Annotated in this window: 22 protein-coding genes; 6 read left to right on the top strand and 16 right to left on the bottom strand. The window is 60.5% G+C overall.

Annotation, left to right across the window (positions count from 1 at the left end; all coding sequences use genetic code 11):
* Positions 1-20: 20 nt before the first annotated feature.
* From fahA to SJY29_RS09280, 4 genes are read left to right on the top strand one after another with little or no spacing between them, the layout of a single operon-like run.
* Complete coding sequence (fahA, locus tag SJY29_RS09295) at positions 21-1,277, top strand: fumarylacetoacetase (RefSeq protein ID WP_400082149.1); 1,257 nt, start codon at positions 21-23, stop codon at positions 1,275-1,277.
* A gap of 13 nt (positions 1,278-1,290) precedes the next feature.
* Positions 1,291-2,241: an MBL fold metallo-hydrolase gene (locus tag SJY29_RS09290; RefSeq protein ID WP_400082146.1), complete on the top strand. Its 951-nt coding sequence runs from the start codon at positions 1,291-1,293 to the stop codon at positions 2,239-2,241.
* Positions 2,242-2,265: 24 nt separating this feature from the next.
* Positions 2,266-3,891, top strand: coding sequence for an FAD-dependent oxidoreductase (locus tag SJY29_RS09285; protein ID WP_400082143.1), 1,626 nt, complete (start codon positions 2,266-2,268; stop codon positions 3,889-3,891).
* Complete coding sequence (locus tag SJY29_RS09280; protein ID WP_400082140.1) at positions 3,888-4,076, top strand: DUF2783 domain-containing protein; 189 nt, start codon at positions 3,888-3,890, stop codon at positions 4,074-4,076. Before SJY29_RS09285 ends, SJY29_RS09280 begins: the two co-directional genes overlap by 4 nt.
* Positions 4,077-4,184: 108 nt before the next feature.
* On the opposite strand, the gene SJY29_RS09275 is transcribed toward SJY29_RS09280, so the two are convergent.
* Positions 4,185-4,595: an Rrf2 family transcriptional regulator gene (locus tag SJY29_RS09275; protein ID WP_400082138.1), complete on the bottom strand. Its 411-nt coding sequence runs from the start codon at positions 4,593-4,595 to the stop codon at positions 4,185-4,187.
* A gap of 107 nt (positions 4,596-4,702) precedes the next feature.
* Here SJY29_RS09275 and SJY29_RS09270 point away from each other — a divergent pair, with 107 nt between their 5' ends.
* Entirely contained in the window at positions 4,703-5,911 is a 1,209-nt protein-coding gene (locus SJY29_RS09270) for a GTP-binding protein (RefSeq protein WP_400082135.1), read from the top strand.
* Positions 5,908-6,216: a DUF6525 family protein gene (locus SJY29_RS09265; RefSeq protein ID WP_400082132.1), complete on the top strand. Its 309-nt coding sequence runs from the start codon at positions 5,908-5,910 to the stop codon at positions 6,214-6,216. Before SJY29_RS09270 ends, SJY29_RS09265 begins: the two co-directional genes overlap by 4 nt.
* Positions 6,217-6,241: 25 nt before the next feature.
* Here SJY29_RS09265 and SJY29_RS09260 read toward each other — a convergent pair whose 3' ends face one another.
* The 15 genes from SJY29_RS09260 to SJY29_RS09190 all read right to left on the bottom strand — a co-directional run bounded on the left by SJY29_RS09260 (position 6,242) and on the right by SJY29_RS09190 (position 14,437).
* A complete protein-coding gene (locus SJY29_RS09260; protein ID WP_400082130.1) occupies positions 6,242-7,141 on the bottom strand; it encodes a TonB family protein in 900 nt (299 codons plus the stop codon).
* The gene (locus SJY29_RS09255; RefSeq protein WP_400082127.1) at positions 7,141-7,527 is read right to left on the bottom strand and encodes an ExbD/TolR family protein; all 387 of its coding nucleotides are present in this window, start codon (positions 7,525-7,527) and stop codon (positions 7,141-7,143) included. Before SJY29_RS09255 ends, SJY29_RS09260 begins: the two co-directional genes overlap by 1 nt.
* Positions 7,524-7,904 (bottom strand): biopolymer transporter ExbD, encoded by a 381-nt coding sequence (locus tag SJY29_RS09250; RefSeq protein ID WP_082436215.1) that lies wholly within the window; start codon positions 7,902-7,904, stop codon positions 7,524-7,526. The genes SJY29_RS09255 and SJY29_RS09250 overlap by 4 nt, the downstream gene beginning before the upstream one ends.
* Positions 7,897-8,547 carry a MotA/TolQ/ExbB proton channel family protein gene (locus SJY29_RS09245; RefSeq protein ID WP_400082124.1) on the bottom strand — a complete coding sequence of 217 codons (651 nt, stop codon included), beginning with the start codon at positions 8,545-8,547 and terminating at the stop codon, positions 7,897-7,899. Before SJY29_RS09245 ends, SJY29_RS09250 begins: the two co-directional genes overlap by 8 nt.
* The gene (locus SJY29_RS09240; protein WP_400082121.1) at positions 8,544-8,978 is read right to left on the bottom strand and encodes a hypothetical protein; all 435 of its coding nucleotides are present in this window, start codon (positions 8,976-8,978) and stop codon (positions 8,544-8,546) included. The genes SJY29_RS09245 and SJY29_RS09240 overlap by 4 nt, the downstream gene beginning before the upstream one ends.
* 158 nt (positions 8,979-9,136) lie before the next feature.
* Entirely contained in the window at positions 9,137-9,607 is a 471-nt protein-coding gene (locus tag SJY29_RS09235; protein ID WP_400082118.1) for a Dps family protein, read from the bottom strand.
* Positions 9,608-9,717: 110 nt separating this feature from the next.
* A complete protein-coding gene (locus tag SJY29_RS09230) occupies positions 9,718-10,188 on the bottom strand; it encodes a hypothetical protein (RefSeq protein ID WP_400082116.1) in 471 nt (156 codons plus the stop codon).
* A complete protein-coding gene (locus SJY29_RS09225; protein ID WP_400082114.1) occupies positions 10,185-10,445 on the bottom strand; it encodes a DUF1289 domain-containing protein in 261 nt (86 codons plus the stop codon). The genes SJY29_RS09230 and SJY29_RS09225 overlap by 4 nt, the downstream gene beginning before the upstream one ends.
* Positions 10,446-10,498: 53 nt before the next feature.
* A complete protein-coding gene (locus SJY29_RS09220; protein ID WP_400082112.1) occupies positions 10,499-10,981 on the bottom strand; it encodes a hypothetical protein in 483 nt (160 codons plus the stop codon).
* Positions 10,978-11,142 carry a hemin uptake protein HemP gene (locus SJY29_RS09215; protein WP_400088881.1) on the bottom strand — a complete coding sequence of 55 codons (165 nt, stop codon included), beginning with the start codon at positions 11,140-11,142 and terminating at the stop codon, positions 10,978-10,980. The genes SJY29_RS09220 and SJY29_RS09215 overlap by 4 nt, the downstream gene beginning before the upstream one ends.
* 5 nt (positions 11,143-11,147) lie before the next feature.
* On the bottom strand, positions 11,148-11,375 hold the full coding sequence (locus SJY29_RS09210; protein ID WP_400082109.1) for a hypothetical protein: 228 nt from the start codon (positions 11,373-11,375) through the stop codon (positions 11,148-11,150).
* 118 nt (positions 11,376-11,493) lie between these two features.
* Positions 11,494-11,820 (bottom strand): antibiotic biosynthesis monooxygenase family protein, encoded by a 327-nt coding sequence (locus tag SJY29_RS09205; protein WP_400082107.1) that lies wholly within the window; start codon positions 11,818-11,820, stop codon positions 11,494-11,496.
* A 10-nt stretch (positions 11,821-11,830) separates the two neighbouring features.
* Positions 11,831-12,580 (bottom strand): ChaN family lipoprotein, encoded by a 750-nt coding sequence (locus tag SJY29_RS09200; protein ID WP_400082105.1) that lies wholly within the window; start codon positions 12,578-12,580, stop codon positions 11,831-11,833.
* Between the two features lie 10 nt (positions 12,581-12,590).
* Positions 12,591-13,373, bottom strand: a complete 783-nt coding sequence (locus SJY29_RS09195; protein WP_400082102.1) for a heme ABC transporter ATP-binding protein — start codon at positions 13,371-13,373, stop codon at positions 12,591-12,593.
* Positions 13,370-14,437, bottom strand: coding sequence for a FecCD family ABC transporter permease (locus SJY29_RS09190; protein WP_400082099.1), 1,068 nt, complete (start codon positions 14,435-14,437; stop codon positions 13,370-13,372). The genes SJY29_RS09195 and SJY29_RS09190 overlap by 4 nt, the downstream gene beginning before the upstream one ends.
* Between the last annotated feature and the right edge of the window lie 3 nt (positions 14,438-14,440).

Genomic DNA, 14,440 nt, shown 5'->3' with positions numbered 1-14,440 from the left:
CCAGACGTGAAAGGCTGCCGATGCCCTTGATGAAAAGCTGGGTGGCCAGCGCCAATTCCGCCGAGACACCTTTTCCACTGAACAACCTGCCATACGGCGTCTTTTCACTGGCGGACGAAGATCCGCGCTGCGGTGTCGCAATCGGGGATATGATCCTTGATATGGCGGCGCTCGAAGCGGCTGGACTGATTGAACTGGACGCGGAAGCGGTATTCGATCTGCCGTTCTGGAACCAGGTGATGGAACTGGGGCCAAGGGTTTGGGCTAATCTGCGCGCGCGCCTGCAAGAGATGCTGGCCGAGGGGTCTGGCGACCAAGCCACCATCACACCCTATCTGGTGCCACAGGCCGATGCGCAATTGCACATGCCGTTTATGGTGTCCGAGTACACCGATTTTTACGCCGGTCGCCAGCACGCGGAAAACATGGGCGCAATCCTGCGCGGATCCCCTGATCTGCCGGCAAATTGGCTGCACATTCCGATTGGTTACAATGGCCGTGCGTCATCGGTTGTGGTGTCGGGTACCGAGATAACCCGCCCCAATGGCCAGTCAAAGGCGCCGGATGCCGATATGCCGTCTTTTGGTCCGTCCAAACGGTTGGACATCGAGCTTGAAATGGGCGCGATTGTCGGCACACCCTCGGACTTTGGCGCGCCGGTCACAGTGGATCAGGCCGACGCCATGATCTTTGGCTTTGTTCTGCTCAACGACTGGTCGGCGCGTGATATTCAGGCGTGGGAGTACCAACCGCTCGGGCCGTTTCAGGGCAAGGCCTTCGGGACCTCGATCTCTCCGTGGATTGTGACGAAAGCCGCATTGGAACCGTTCCGGGTGCCGACACCCGCGCGCGAAAAAGGATTGCTGCCGTATCTGGATGGCACAATTGACGGGCTCTACGACATCGCGCTTGAGGTCCTGATGCAGCCCGAAGGTGCCACCAAAGCGACGTCGATCTGCAAGACCAACGCCAAGCGGCTGTATTATTCTGCTGCCGAGCAATTGTGCCACCATGCAAGCGGCGGCTGCGGTATGAATGCGGGTGATCTTTTGGGGTCGGGGACGATCTCGGGACCTGAAAAATCCGAATTCGGATCACTGATGGAACTCAGCTGGGCAGGGCGCACGCCGTTGACGCTCGACACCGGTGAGACACGCACATTCATTGAAGATAACGACACGTTGATCCTGCGCGGTGCCGCACTGGGTGACGGGTATCAAATCGGCTTCGGGACCTGCGAGGGCACGATCCGCCCTGCGGTCAAATTCCCTGCATAAGAGGACAAATAAAATGGCAAAAGCATTCGCATCCCAAGGGGATATGACCGAAAAGAAGATCACCTTTGACGAAGTCGGCGAAGGGCTTTGGGCCTTCACCGCCGAAGGCGATCCGAATTCGGGCGTGATCATCGGCGATGACAGCGTCATGATTGTCGAGGCGCAGGCAACGCCGCGGCTGGCCAACAAGGTCATCGAAAAGGTGCGCGAGATCACCGACAAACCGATCAGCCATGTTGTGCTGACCCATTACCACGCGGTGCGCGTGCTGGGGGCATCGGCCTATGGTGCCGATCAGATCATCATGTCCGATACCGCCCGCGCCATGGTTGTCGAGCGGGGTCAAGAGGATTGGGACAGTGAATTCCAACGTTTCCCGCGTCTTTTCGAGGGCCATGAATCCATCCCCGGCCTGACCTATCCGACCACGACCTTCAGCGATGCCATGACCGTCTATCTGGGTAAACGCCGTGTCGATATCAAACATATCGGCCGTGCCCATACGGCGGGTGATGCGATCATTCATGTGCCGGATCAGAACGTGATGTTCACAGGCGATATCGTGGAAGACCATTCCGCCTGTTATTGTGGCGACGGCTATTTCGGCGATTGGGGCCAGACGCTCGACAACATCAAGGCCTATGATGTGGATGCAATTGCACCGGGGCGCGGGGGGGCGTTGATCGGCAAAGAGGCTGTGGAGCGCGCCATCGAGAGCACCCGTGATTTCGTCGCAAGCACGTTTGAACCTGCCAAGAAGGTCGCCGTGCGGGGTGGTTCACTCAAAGACGCATGGGACGCCGTGCGCGCGGAATGTGATCCGAAATTCAGCGATTATGCAATCTACGAACACTGCCTGCCGTTCAACGTCAGCCGCGCCTATGACGAGGCCCGCGGGATCTGGCACCCGCGCATCTGGACCGACAAGCGTGATCTGGAAATGTGGGCGCAGTTACAGGGCTGAGGGTTCGTCAGGGGAGGTCAACATATGGTCGACGTGCGCTACGACATCGCATTCAAGCTCTATCCTTACGAAAAGGTGGCTGCCATAGGGGCCGCACCTCTGCGCCATCCCGTCGTCATCATCGGGGGCGGACCTGTGGGTATGGCTGCCGCCCTTGATCTGGGACGCAAGGGCACGCCGGTGCTGGTGCTTGATGACCATGAAGGGGTCGGGCAGGGCAGCCGTGCCATTTGTTTTGCCAAACGCACGCTCGAGATCTGCGACCGGTTGGGCGCGGGGCAGGCGATGGTCGACAAGGGCGTCGTCTGGAACGTGGGTAAAGTGTTTCATGGCGACCAGAAGGTCTTTGAATTCAACCTTCAACCCGAAGACGGGCATAAGGCGCCTGCCTTCATCAATCTGCAACAACCCTATTTCGAGAAGTTCCTTGTGGATGCCGTCCGCGAGGCCCAAAGCGAGGGTTGCCCCATCGAAATCAGGGGGCAGAACGCTGTCACCGGCATAACCGTGCATGAGGATTTTGTCAGTGTCGAAATCGACACGCCTGACGGGCCCTATCAGCTTGAGGCCGAATGGCTGATCGCCTGTGACGGTGCGCGTTCGCCCACCCGCGATATGTTGGGGTTGCGGTTTGACGGGCGCGTGTTCGAGGATAACTTCCTGATTGCCGACGTGAAAATGACAGCGGATTTCCCGACCGAGCGGTGGTTCTGGTTCGAGCCGCCTTTCAAGGACAGCGGCGCGTCGGCCTTGCTGCATAAACAACCCGATGACATCTGGCGCATTGATTTTCAGCTTGGATGGGACATTGACCGCGCCAAGGAACTGAAGCCCGAAAATATCCGTGCGCGGGTTGATGCGATGTTGGGTGAGGGGGCGGACTACGCGCTTGAGTGGACGTCGATTTATACATTCCAATGCCGCCGTATGGAAAGCTTCCGCCATGGACGCGTGTTGTTCGCAGGTGACAGCGCGCATCAGGTATCGCCATTTGGCGCACGTGGTGCCAATTCGGGCGTGCAGGATGCCGACAACCTCGCGTGGAAGCTTGATCTTGTCGTCAAAGGGTTGGCACCGGAGAGTTTACTCGACAGCTATTCCGAAGAGCGGGTGCATGGGGCGGATGAAAACATCCTCAATTCAACCCGCGCGACAGATTTTCTGACGCCGAAGACCGCGATCAGCAAGGTCTTCCGCAATGCCGTTCTTGAGTTGGCGCAGAAACACGCCTTTGCACGGCCCCTGGTCAATTCCGGCCGCCTGTCGGTTCCTTGTGCCTACGACGGGCTGTCGTTGAACGGGCCGGATGAACTGAACGGACCCGCGCGGAGCCGTGTCGGGGCCAGTTGTGCCGATGCGCCTATGGCGGATGGTTTTCTGTTGGAACAACTCGGCGGCGATTTCACGGTTTTGGCGCTGAACACCGCGCCGCCTGATGTTGCGGATGTCGATGGCATTGCAGTGCGGACGATCAGGCTGGACACGAGGCGGGATGATCCGACGGGGGCGCTTGCGGCAAGGTATCTGGGGGATGAACCCTGTGGTGTCTATCTGATCCGGCCCGACCAGCATGTCGTCGCGCGCTGGGCTGTGGCAGATGCCGCAGATATCAAGGCCGCCGTGCGGACGGCAACAGGACGGGGAGTATGACTTTGGAACTCAATCTTGCACCAAACATCAATGACCCTGACGGGTTTTACGATGAACTTCTCGGCGCGCATAACGGGCTGAGCAAAGAGGAAAGCGATGCGTTCAATGCGCGGTTGATCCTTGTTCTGGCCAACCATGTAGGCGACAGGAGCATTCTGCGCGCCGCGTTGGAAGCCGCGAAATAGCGCGGCTAAATCTCAGGTCGTCTTGGCGTTGCAACTGCCGCGGCCAAAGTATTCCGGCCTGTCAGGATTTTGCAAAAGCAGGCGCGTTCGACTTACAACGCGCAGCGATCAATCGGCGGAGTCGCGGATTTCAAGGATCGTTGTTTCGGACAGTTTCTGGATCAGGGTCTGCTCCACCTCGGTCATCACCTTGGACACACGATCATGCAGCGCATGTTCGACGCTGCATCCGTGCGCAGTGTCGTCAATTTGTGGCGCGGCCAGACGCTCATCAAGGGCAAGGTAGACATCTGCAAGCGTGATCTCTTGGGGCGGGCGTGCAAGGCGCCAACCGCCAGAATGACCCGCCTCGGACACCAGAAGCCCGGCCTGCCGTAAATTCCCCAGAACCCTGCGCACCACGACCGGGTTCGTGCCCGCATGGGCAGCAATATCGGCGGATTTGCGCAGAGTGTCGGGCGCATGGGCCATATGGCTGAGCGTGTGCAGGGCCAGTGACAAGCGGCTGTTGCGTTTCACGAGGTGATCTCCCGATATACGACCATTCACGTAACAATGTGAGTTGCGGGAATCGCGTAACTTCTCTAGTTACGGGAATCAACGCCCACATTGCAAGGAAGCCAGCCATGAACCAAGACCGTCTCCCCGTCACAGTCCTGTCAGGCTTCTTGGGTGCTGGCAAGACAACGCTGCTTAATCGCGTGCTGAACAATCGCGACGGGCGGCGCGTTGCGGTGATCGTGAACGATATGTCCGAAGTGAACATCGACGCCGATCTGGTGCGCGCCGATGGTGCGCTGTCGCGCACCGATGAGACGCTGGTCGAGATGTCGAACGGCTGTATCTGTTGCACGCTGCGCGATGATCTTCTGCAAGAGGTGCGCCGCCTCGCAGCTATGCGGCGCTTTGACTATCTGCTGATCGAATCCACCGGTATCTCTGAACCCTTGCCTGTCGCGGCCACCTTCGATTTCCGCGACGCGGCAGGACAAAGCCTTTCGGATGTGGCGCGGCTTGATACGATGGTGACGGTTGTCGATGCGGTGAACCTGTTGCGTGACTATGCCAGCCACGGTTTCCTGAGTGATCGGGGTGAGATGCTTGGCGCGGAGGACGACCGGACGCTGGTGAACCTGCTGGTCGAGCAGATCGAGTTTGCCGATGTGGTGATCCTGAACAAGATCGATGATGCCGGACCCGAGCGGACGGATGCCGCGCGCAAGATCATCCGCAGCCTGAACGCCGATGCACGGATCATCGAAACAAACCATGCCGACGTCGCAGCGGACGCGATCCTTGATACGGGTCTTTTTGATTTCGAAAAGGCGCATGAACATCCGATGTGGGCCAAGGAGCTTTACGGATTTGCCGACCATGTGCCGGAAACCGAGGAATACGGCGTTTCATCCTACGTCTACCGTGCCCGCCAACCCTTTGCGCCTGAAGGCATTCTCGCCGTTCTGAACGGCGATTTGCCCGGGGTCATCCGTGCCAAGGGCCATTTCTGGATCGCGACGCGGCCCGATTGGGTGGCCGAATTCTCGCTTGCGGGTGCGCTCTCGTCGGTCAAGCCGCTTGGCACATGGTGGGCGGCTGTGCCCCGCGACCGTTGGCCCGACGATGACAGCGCACGGGCCTATGCAGCACAACATTGGTCCGAGCCTTGGGGTGACCGGCGGCAGGAGATTGTCTTTATCGGTGCGGGGATCGACTGGCCTGCGATCCGGGCACGGTTGGACGCCTGCCTGGTGCCCGAGACTGTGGCGACCGGTCCTGACAGGCTGCCCGATCTGCCCGATCCTTTCCCGCTTTGGCGGCGTGCGGACGGACCATGACCGGCAATCTCGGCGAAACGGGTCTGAAGCGGAAAAGGCGCAGGCAGGATCCGATGCAGGCCTATGACGCCCTGCCGCCTGCATTGCGGGGGTGGCTGGCGGATGCCGCCTTGCCATGGTCGCCCGTGTCATGCCGCCGCATCTGGCAGCGCGCCCGTGCGCGGGGTGAACCGATCGAGGCCGTTCTGGCGCGCCTTGAGCGCGCGCAGGCGCACACCCTTGCCAAAGATCCGATCTTGCGTGCCTCTCGGGCGGGTCAAGAGCGCGGTCACAACCGGATCACGTCACGTGATCGGTATCCGTGACAACGCCGGTCCTGGCCGCCTCCCGCTAACGCCCCTCGATCTGGATCGAGAAACTGCGCCGCGCGCCTGCTGGCGGGGTTGGAAAGGGGCCTGCGCCGCGCACCAGTTGCAGCGCTGCCTGATCCAAGGCATCCGAGCCTGAAGTGCGGGCCAATGACACCGAGGCCAATCCGCCCTGCGGGCCGATGCTGAAGGAGACAACAGCAGCGCCACGCGCGCGCACACGCGGTTTACCCGCCTGTGACAGGATCCGCATGACCAGACCAGGGTAGTCGCTTGCCGCGGCATTTCCCGCAGCCTGCTGACGCCCGCCAGGCCCGCTTTGTTGCGCGACGGCGTCCTGATTTCCAGATGCTTCACCCGCCTGCGCGTTGCGATCTGCATTTCCCGGCGCGGGTCTTGCGGGTGGTTGCTGGCGGGGTGCCGCCACCTGCACGGGCGCCTGCGTTTCCGCAAAATCTGCGCGGCGTGCCTGAGGGCGCATTGAGCGTGCCACAGCAAGGCTGTCGGCGGTTTCGGCGACGATCCGTGCCGGTCGCGGTTGTACCGCTTCAGGCGTTGCGGAGGCGGTGTTGCGCATCACAGGCAAGGCTTGCGTGGGTACGATACGCTCGGGCGTTTCGCTTTCGGCAGTCGCGGTCACGTGTTCGGGTGGCACTGTCTCTGCTTCAACTGGCACGGCCTGATCGGCTGTCTGTGCCGGTGGTGTCTCTGTCGGTGGCGTTTCTCGGGCCGCTTCCGGTCGCGTAGCACTCAAGGTACCGGCCGCCATGTCTGCAAATGCGCTGCCCAGCCGGACCTCGGCGGCACCGCCGCCACCCTCGGTCTGTGGCGTTTCCGGCGCGACAAACGTAATGGCCAGCGCACCATGCGCAACAAGAGCCAGAGACAGGGCCACTAACTTGGCCGGACCGGCATGGCGCATTACTCCAACCCCTGTTCGGTAACAATCACAACGCGCTCCGCGCCTGCTGCGCGCAAGGCACGGCCTTGGGTGACCAGCATTGACGCCGGCAGATCACGGTCCGGGATGATACGCACGCGCGCGCGCGCCGTTTCGGGGAGGCTGGCGACAAAAGCTGCGGTCGAGGTGACGACTGCACCTTCATAGGTCATGCGCCCGTCGGCGTGCAAAACCAGCGCACCCGCGGGTGTGGCACCCGCAAGATCAGCGGTGCGAACCAGCCGCAGATCCTTGTCCAGCGGTGTGGCCAGTGTGCCTGCGACAAGAAAGAAGATCAGCATCAGAAAGACGATATTGATCAGCGCGATGGTCGGTTCGCGTTCGCTTCTGGTGCGGCGCCGTCTCATGTCGCCTCCAGAACCGTCACCGTGATGTGCGGGATCGCGCGGAGAGCCACAAGCAGATCTGTGAGCCGTTGTGCCGTCACATCAGCGCCGGTCGAGACTAGCACCCCAAGGGGGGTATCACCGGTCCTGTGCGTGGCCAATGCCGAGGGCAAGCGATCAAGTGCCGTTTCCGCGCCGTTCAGACGTAACGATACTGTGGCCAGTGACACAAAGACCGGACGTTCAGCGGATGCGGTACCACCAGAGCGGCCCACGGCAAATTCGACTTCGGAAAAGCGGGTGAAGGTTGAGGACAGCATGAAAAACAGAAGAAGCAGGAAGATGACATCAATCAGGGATGTCATCGACAGCCTGCGCCTGCGTCGCATGTTACGCATGGGCGGGCGCCCCTTGGAGGTGTATGACTTTACCAACACCAGAAGGCGACAGCACGGTATGCAGGGCCTTTTGCGCCAGCACGCGGTCTGCATCCATACGCGCCTCGAACCAGCTCAGCATGACCGAAGTGGGCATGGCGACGGCAAGGCCTGCGGCAGTGGTTAACAGGGCCACCCAGATACCACCTGCAAGGATCGCGGGGTCGACCTGGCTTCCTGCCTGCTGAAGCGCCTGAAACGCAGAAATCATGCCCAGAACTGTACCGAACAATCCCAGCAGTGGCGCAAGCTGTGCGACGGAATCGAGAAACCTGAAGCCGCTTTCCAGTCGGGCAAAACGCGCTTCGGCCTCTGCTTCGAGGCGGGCTGCATCTGTCTGGCCGTCAAGCGCCATGGTCACAAGCGGGACAAGGTAGCTGCGCGAGCGGCTGAGGTGATCGCGCGCGGCTATTCTGTCGCCGGTATCCCAGGCTGCGATGGCATCCTGCAGCGCCTTGTGGCGTCCGACACCTGCCGCCGTAAATTGCCAGAGTTTGAACAGAACCACCGTCAGAACCAGAACCGAAAGCACGCAAAGCAGCAGCACGACCGGTCCGCCAAGCGCTGCCAGCTGCCGTATACTCTCTTGAAGCTGGACGATCATCCCAGCACCTCGACATCGGTGCGGCTGTGAAGTACGAGCCCTTCGCTGCAAGCGCCTGCAGGCAGATTGTCTCCGGTGCAGGTTTCGGCGCCGTTGATCAGAAGGCTTCCCAATGACGCACAGGCAAGACCGGGCACCACAAATTGCCGCACGCGGGGCCGCGCCGCGGGCAGGGCGCCGAAATCAAAGAGTGTGAGCCGGTCAACACGTCCTTGCGTGTCAAAAAGCACCGCCTCATAGACCGCTTGCCCGATATCTTGGCCATGTCCGTTCTGGACAAGAAAACTGATCCTGCAGGCGTCTTCGACAGGCTCTACGGCATTGAGTTCGATAGAGATATGCGCGCCCTGCGCCTCTTGTGCGAGGGCAGGCGCAGCCGACAAACAGGCAGCCAGAATGAGAGCTGCACGCATTGATTTGAATTTGGACATTCTTCCAGCCTTCGATTTCCCGATGGGTCATCTGGCTGGGGCATCACGCCCTTGCTGGATGGCGCTTTGTTACCATCCAGCAGGTTCGTGTTCAATACCTGATTAAATTAGTATGTCTTTTTCTGCAGAGGCGCAGGACGAGGACCGTCCTGGCCGCTTCAGGCCAGGTGTGACCGCAGCATCCAGGCGAATTTCTCATGTACCTGGCCGCGCGCAATGCAGAGATCTTCGGTCAGCGTGTCACCATGACCTGCGGCAAGTTCACCTGCGCCTGCAATCGTTTCGGCCAGTGTTTCCTGCGCTTCCTTCATGAGGCGGATCATCTCTTCGGCCGTAGGCACACCGTCAACTTCCGCGACTTTGGAGCGTTTCAACATTCCGGCGAGCGTGCCCTCTGCATGGGCGTCGAGCGCCTTGATCCGTTCGGCCAGATCGTCCTGTCCGACGAAGTGGTCTTCGTAGATTTTCTGGAACAGATCATGCAGGGGGCCAAAGGCCATGCCGGTCACGTTCCAATGGAAGTTCTGTGCCAGCATCGTGGTCACTGCGGTTTCCGCAACGCATTGATTGAGTGCCTCGGCAATCTGTGTGGTTGCGTCGGTTGAGAGTGTCTGGGCGGTTTGGGTCAAGGGGGCCTCCTGCATCAAAAAAATAAATTTTGTGCTGGCTGGCGGTTAGCTGGCTTGCACCACCTTTATATATGGTGGAATTGCATCGGACAAGCAGTTTTAGAACGATTCTAAACTTGAGTAAAACTGTCAGTTACATTGCGTAGAAGGAACACCAGATTCCGGTGCGCATGCTTCGGAACACGCGAATTCAGAAGGAAAGTTGCGCTGACCTCATCGCCGTTCTTGAGGCTGCGGGCCAATGCGAGCAGCCACTTTTCATCAAACGAGGTTTCCTGCTCTCCGACACGAAAGAAAGCCGGGCGGCGTTGCAAAGCCTGGGACAGGCACCGCACCAGCACTTCGGCTGCCGCATGTCTTGCGATATTGCGGTTCGCCGATAGGGCGGCACAGGCACCGAAAAGCTCGATATACGCCTTGCACCGGTTGGTGCGCGCGACATCGCGCAAGTGGTCGATCAGTCCTTCCGAGGCATCCGAACCATCCGGCGCCAAAGCGCGTTTGGAAGAGATCTGACGAACGGATGCAGACATCTCGTCATGGTCCTTATTATTGGGACTTTTGCGGCGCAACCTATTCAAGCGGCCTTCCCGCCATCCAGCATCGTGAGGGTCACCTTTTTCTTGCGGCACCGCTTTTCATACGCCTGTTCCCAGTGTTTGTAGCGCCCCATGACGGACTGTTGGGCGACGACAAGCGCGACAAAGGCCTCGCGGTGTTTGTTCTTTTTCAAGGCCTTGAAGGTCGACTTTTGCGCTTTGGTCATGGAACATCCGATGCAATGGCCTTCGCGTTTGAATTTGCAGACGCTGATGCAGGGGCTGGGGATCTTGGACATGATAGGCTCGCTGGGTGATGGGCACGGTGCCCGTTCTGGCTGGGGCGTGTAGTTCAGTGAAGGGTACGGTCTTCGCGTCTGTGTCGGGGCAGGGGGGTGGCGGGCCCTGTTTGCACCATACGCTGCATCGCGAGGCCGACCCGCGCCGCCATAATGGCAACCGGTTCGGCATGGCGCGCAGGGACAATCAAGCTTGCGATCATCGCCGCCTCGCCCAGATCACCGCGCGCGGCTTCGCGGACAAGGGTTTGCAGGATCGCTTCGTCCGAACCGATACAGGTGCACCCAAGCCCGTGCCGGACAAGCGGCCTGCGGGCAAACCTGCACAGATCAGACAGCAGGCACTCGAAGTTACGCAGCTCTGCAAGCCCCTCAACGGGGCCAAAATTCTGCGCAAAACCGTTCCAGACTTCGGCCTGACTATCAGGACCCGCCATCCAGAACCGCACCGACATGATCAGTTCGGCTTCCCAAGGTGCGACGTCGGTCAAATGGCCGACCACGCTGGAGCCTGTGGTATGTGCGGTACCTGTCATTTGGTCAGGATCAGCTTGCCTGCGCGCGTGATGCGCAGGGTGTAGGTCTGGCCATCCAGCACAATGTCGGCCTTAAGGCCGTTGCGGATCAGATCGCGTGCGTCGTAGGTGTCCGTGTCAGCGGTCCGGTCGACTGGACTGGGGCGCGGCATTTTCTGCATCAGGCTCATCGACCCTCTCCTGCCGTGCGCATGCGATTGCGTTGCAAGTCGATCAGATGTTCAAGTGCAAATCCTTCTATCTGCGCGCTATCGGCACCGGATTGCACGATTTCGCGCCATGTAGAGCTGGCAGTTTCAGGCTTCTGGCTGGTTGCCCGGGAGACGGGTGTCATTGCGATTTCATCCTTATAGTTGACATCCGGGCTGCCGTTCGCGGTGGCTTGGACGGGCATCGAACGATGCCTTGCGGTATTCTGACTAAATAAGTCAGGTTATACACCATGCCTACAGTAATCCGACAGTTTTAGTCAAGAACATAGATGTGCCTAAACGGCTGCGGGGTTTCAGGCGTCATGCGCTTTGCAGTGGGTCGATTTTCTGGATTGCGGTGAACCCCTCAAAACGTGGCGCGCCCTCATGCAGCTTGCGGCTTTGACCCGCGCGGGCGTGTGAGGCGCGGAATTCTGCGCTGGTTGTCCATGCGCGGAAATGTGCCTCCGACTGCCACAGGGTATGCGAGGCATAGAGAATTTTCCCGTCGTCCTCGGGGCCCTTCAGCATGTGGAAGGACACGAAACCGTCCATGTCCTGCAATTTGCTTTCCCGGGTCAGCCAAAGCTCTTCGAATTCAGCGGCATTTTCCAAGGGTACAGTGAAACGGTTCATCGCGAGGTACATCTTTTTCTCCTTAGTTGGATGTCAGGGATTTGCAGGGGTCGTCACGTTCAGTGGGCGGGACGATGCGGACCTCGTTGAAAGGAAGTCCTGCGTCTTCTTCGACAAAGCCGATCGCATAGGTTGTCACCTCAGGGGCCGCTCTGGCGATCTTGGCGGGTACGCCCCAATCGGTGCGGGCGTGGCCGTTTCCGGCGATCACGGCGACGGGTGGTCCATAGGTTTCGAGCGCCTCAAGTGCGGCGCGGGCAAAAACCGCATCGCGGTAGCGCTGCACGGTGACCATACCCGCCATCATCGCAAACGGCATGGCTTCGCAATGCGCCTCGAATTGTAGTTGCATGCGTGTCTCTTGCTGGCTTTCCGGCAAAGCCACATCCAGACCGAAACGCGCGGCGTCTTCACCGAAAAGGGAAGTGGCACCATCACTGTAGACACTCTGGATCGCGTCGCGCGGGGCTGCAGCGCCGACGATGCGCGCCTCGCCCATGGCCTCAAAGATCGGTGCATAGGTCGGGAAATCACCCCAACCGCTCGCCTCCCAAGCGGCGGCGATCTGGGTCCGGTCGGCGTCGGCACGCGCGGCTTGCTCTGCGGTCAGCATCTCGAACACGACCGCGGTGGGCCGCAGGTCCTGCAGGGCGGCGGCTTGCCCCAGATGTGCAGCAGGGTTGTCATGGACCTCGCCAAGAATAACGATGTCGGCCACAGGTTCGGCCGCGGCAGGCAGGGCGAGCACCAATAACAGAGCAGTCAGTCGCATGGGGTTCCTTTCAGGCCGATGCCGCGTGAGGCAGAACAAAGGGGATGTTGGCGGGCGGTGGGGCCGAGACGCGCAAAGCGCAGCCGTAGGCGTCCGACAGTATCTCATCCGTCAGTACCTCTTGCGGCCGTCCGAAGGCCATGTGTTTGCCTGTCGCAAGCAGCGCGACACGGTCTGCATAAAGCGCTGTCAGGTTCAGATCATGCATCACCGCGATGACGCCACCACCCGCGCGGGCAAACCCGCGTGCGATGTCCATCACCTGGAGCTGGTGCGCGATATCGAGACTGGAAACCGGCTCATCCAGCAAGAGCCAGCGCGGTTGACCGTGCTCGAAAGGGGCCCAGACCTGCGCCAGAACACGGGCAAGCATGACCCGTTGCGCTTCGCCTCCGGACAATTCCTGAAAGGTCCTGTCAGCGTAATGCGCGAGACCGACGCGGGCCAGCGCCTGCATCGGCACCTCGGGTCTGTCTCCTGCGGTGCCTGATTGCAGGCCCAGCCGGACCACCTCAATGACTGTAAACGGAAATGCCAGACGCGACGCCTGGGGGAGGACAGCACGTTGTGCTGCAAGTTGCCAAGGCTTCATGCCGCGTATGTCCTGCCCGTTCAGGCTGACCGCACCGCGATAGGGCAGAGAGGCCGTGATCGCCCCGAGCAAGGTGGATTTGCCAGAGCCGTTGGGGCCAACGATGGCGGTCACTTCTCCGGGCAGGGCGGTCAGGCTCACGCCGCGCAGCGCCTCGCGCTTGCCGTATGAGACGCGGATATCTTCGGCAATCAGGCTCATAGTTCCACCAATCCGCGACGTTTGAGCAGGATCCACAAAAAGACCGGTGCGCCAAGGACGGCTGTCACGATCCCGATGGGCAGTTCTGCGGGGGCAATGACCACGCGCGCGATGACATCGGCGAGGATCAGCAGGGTCGCCCCCAGAAGCGCTGAATTCAGTAGCAGCGTCCGGTGATCCGGACCGGAGGCAAGACGCAGCAGATGCGGCACCACGATCCCGATAAACCCGATCCCGCCCGAAACAGCGACCGCCGCACCGGTGGCACCGGCGACGGCAAGGATGGCGATGGATTTCATGCGCTGCACATTGATGCCGATATGGGCGGCGGTCGCTTCGCCCAGGGCCAGCCCGTTAAGCCCGCGCCCCAGCATCATTGCCGTGCCAAGAGAAAGCAGGATCAAAGGAGCGGCTGACAGCACCTTGGCCCAGCTCGCACCCGCAAGCGAGCCTAGACCCCAGAAGGTCAGATCGCGCAGTTGTCTGTCATCGGCGATATAGACGAGGATGCCCGACAAGGCCCCTGCCAGCGCGCCAAGCGCGATGCCCGCCAGAAGCATCGTCGCCACAGATGTGCGCCCGTGCCGTGTGGAGACGCGATAGAGCAGGATGGTCGAGCCCCAGCCGCCCAGAAAGGCGGCAAAGGGCACAAGGTGGTTGCCTGCGCGGTCGATCATCCAGACGGGCAAGAGTGCGCCCAGCACGATGGCAAGGATCGCACCCAGCCCCGCACCGGCGCCTACGCCAACGATGCCCGGATCGGCCAGAGGATTGCGGAACAGACCTTGCATCGCAGCCCCTGATACGGCCAGGGCTGCACCGACCAGTATACCCATGGCAAGCCGGGGCAGGCGGATGTCAAACAGCACCACGCGCTCGATCTGGCTCAGCGTCTCACCCTGCGCCAGTTTTGCCAGCACGGATGACAGGGTTACGTCTGTTGCGCCAACCTGCAGATTCACAAGACAGGCCAGCCCCAAAGCAACCGCAAGAACCCAATGCAAGGCGCGGGCGTGGCTCAACCGGTCGCGCGGGACGACCCCGATATCCGATACGACAGTCACCGG

Origin of the sequence: Yoonia sp. R78084 (assembly GCF_044595625.1) — a bacterium.
Lineage (GTDB): Bacteria > Pseudomonadota > Alphaproteobacteria > Rhodobacterales > Rhodobacteraceae > Yoonia.
The sequence above is the reverse complement of the archived record's forward strand: the minus strand, read 5'-3'. Positions and strand labels throughout refer to the sequence as shown.

Excerpts from the sequence above, each read along its gene's own strand:
- SJY29_RS09265 (WP_400082132.1), top strand. The coding sequence starts at position 5,908 with ATGACCGGCAATCTCGGCGAAACGGGTCTGAAGCGGAAAAGGCGCAGG.
- SJY29_RS09280 (WP_400082140.1), top strand. The coding sequence starts at position 3,888 with ATGACTTTGGAACTCAATCTTGCACCAAACATCAATGACCCTGACGGG.
- SJY29_RS09270 (WP_400082135.1), top strand. The coding sequence starts at position 4,703 with ATGAACCAAGACCGTCTCCCCGTCACAGTCCTGTCAGGCTTCTTGGGT.
- SJY29_RS09245 (WP_400082124.1), bottom strand. The coding sequence starts at position 8,547 with ATGATCGTCCAGCTTCAAGAGAGTATACGGCAGCTGGCAGCGCTTGGC.
- SJY29_RS09220 (WP_400082112.1), bottom strand. The coding sequence starts at position 10,981 with ATGACAGGTACCGCACATACCACAGGCTCCAGCGTGGTCGGCCATTTG.
- SJY29_RS09290 (WP_400082146.1), top strand. The coding sequence starts at position 1,291 with ATGGCAAAAGCATTCGCATCCCAAGGGGATATGACCGAAAAGAAGATC.
- SJY29_RS09240 (WP_400082121.1), bottom strand. The coding sequence starts at position 8,978 with ATGTCCAAATTCAAATCAATGCGTGCAGCTCTCATTCTGGCTGCCTGT.
- SJY29_RS09250 (WP_082436215.1), bottom strand. The coding sequence starts at position 7,904 with ATGCGTAACATGCGACGCAGGCGCAGGCTGTCGATGACATCCCTGATT.
- SJY29_RS09225 (WP_400082114.1), bottom strand. The coding sequence starts at position 10,445 with ATGTCCAAGATCCCCAGCCCCTGCATCAGCGTCTGCAAATTCAAACGC.
- SJY29_RS09260 (WP_400082130.1), bottom strand. The coding sequence starts at position 7,141 with ATGCGCCATGCCGGTCCGGCCAAGTTAGTGGCCCTGTCTCTGGCTCTT.
- SJY29_RS09210 (WP_400082109.1), bottom strand. The coding sequence starts at position 11,375 with ATGCCCGTCCAAGCCACCGCGAACGGCAGCCCGGATGTCAACTATAAG.
- SJY29_RS09205 (WP_400082107.1), bottom strand. The coding sequence starts at position 11,820 with ATGTACCTCGCGATGAACCGTTTCACTGTACCCTTGGAAAATGCCGCT.
- SJY29_RS09285 (WP_400082143.1), top strand. The coding sequence starts at position 2,266 with ATGGTCGACGTGCGCTACGACATCGCATTCAAGCTCTATCCTTACGAA.
- SJY29_RS09255 (WP_400082127.1), bottom strand. The coding sequence starts at position 7,527 with ATGAGACGGCGCCGCACCAGAAGCGAACGCGAACCGACCATCGCGCTG.
- SJY29_RS09215 (WP_400088881.1), bottom strand. The coding sequence starts at position 11,142 with ATGCAGAAAATGCCGCGCCCCAGTCCAGTCGACCGGACCGCTGACACG.
- fahA (WP_400082149.1), top strand. The coding sequence starts at position 21 with ATGCCCTTGATGAAAAGCTGGGTGGCCAGCGCCAATTCCGCCGAGACA.
- SJY29_RS09200 (WP_400082105.1), bottom strand. The coding sequence starts at position 12,580 with ATGCGACTGACTGCTCTGTTATTGGTGCTCGCCCTGCCTGCCGCGGCC.
- SJY29_RS09195 (WP_400082102.1), bottom strand. The coding sequence starts at position 13,373 with ATGAGCCTGATTGCCGAAGATATCCGCGTCTCATACGGCAAGCGCGAG.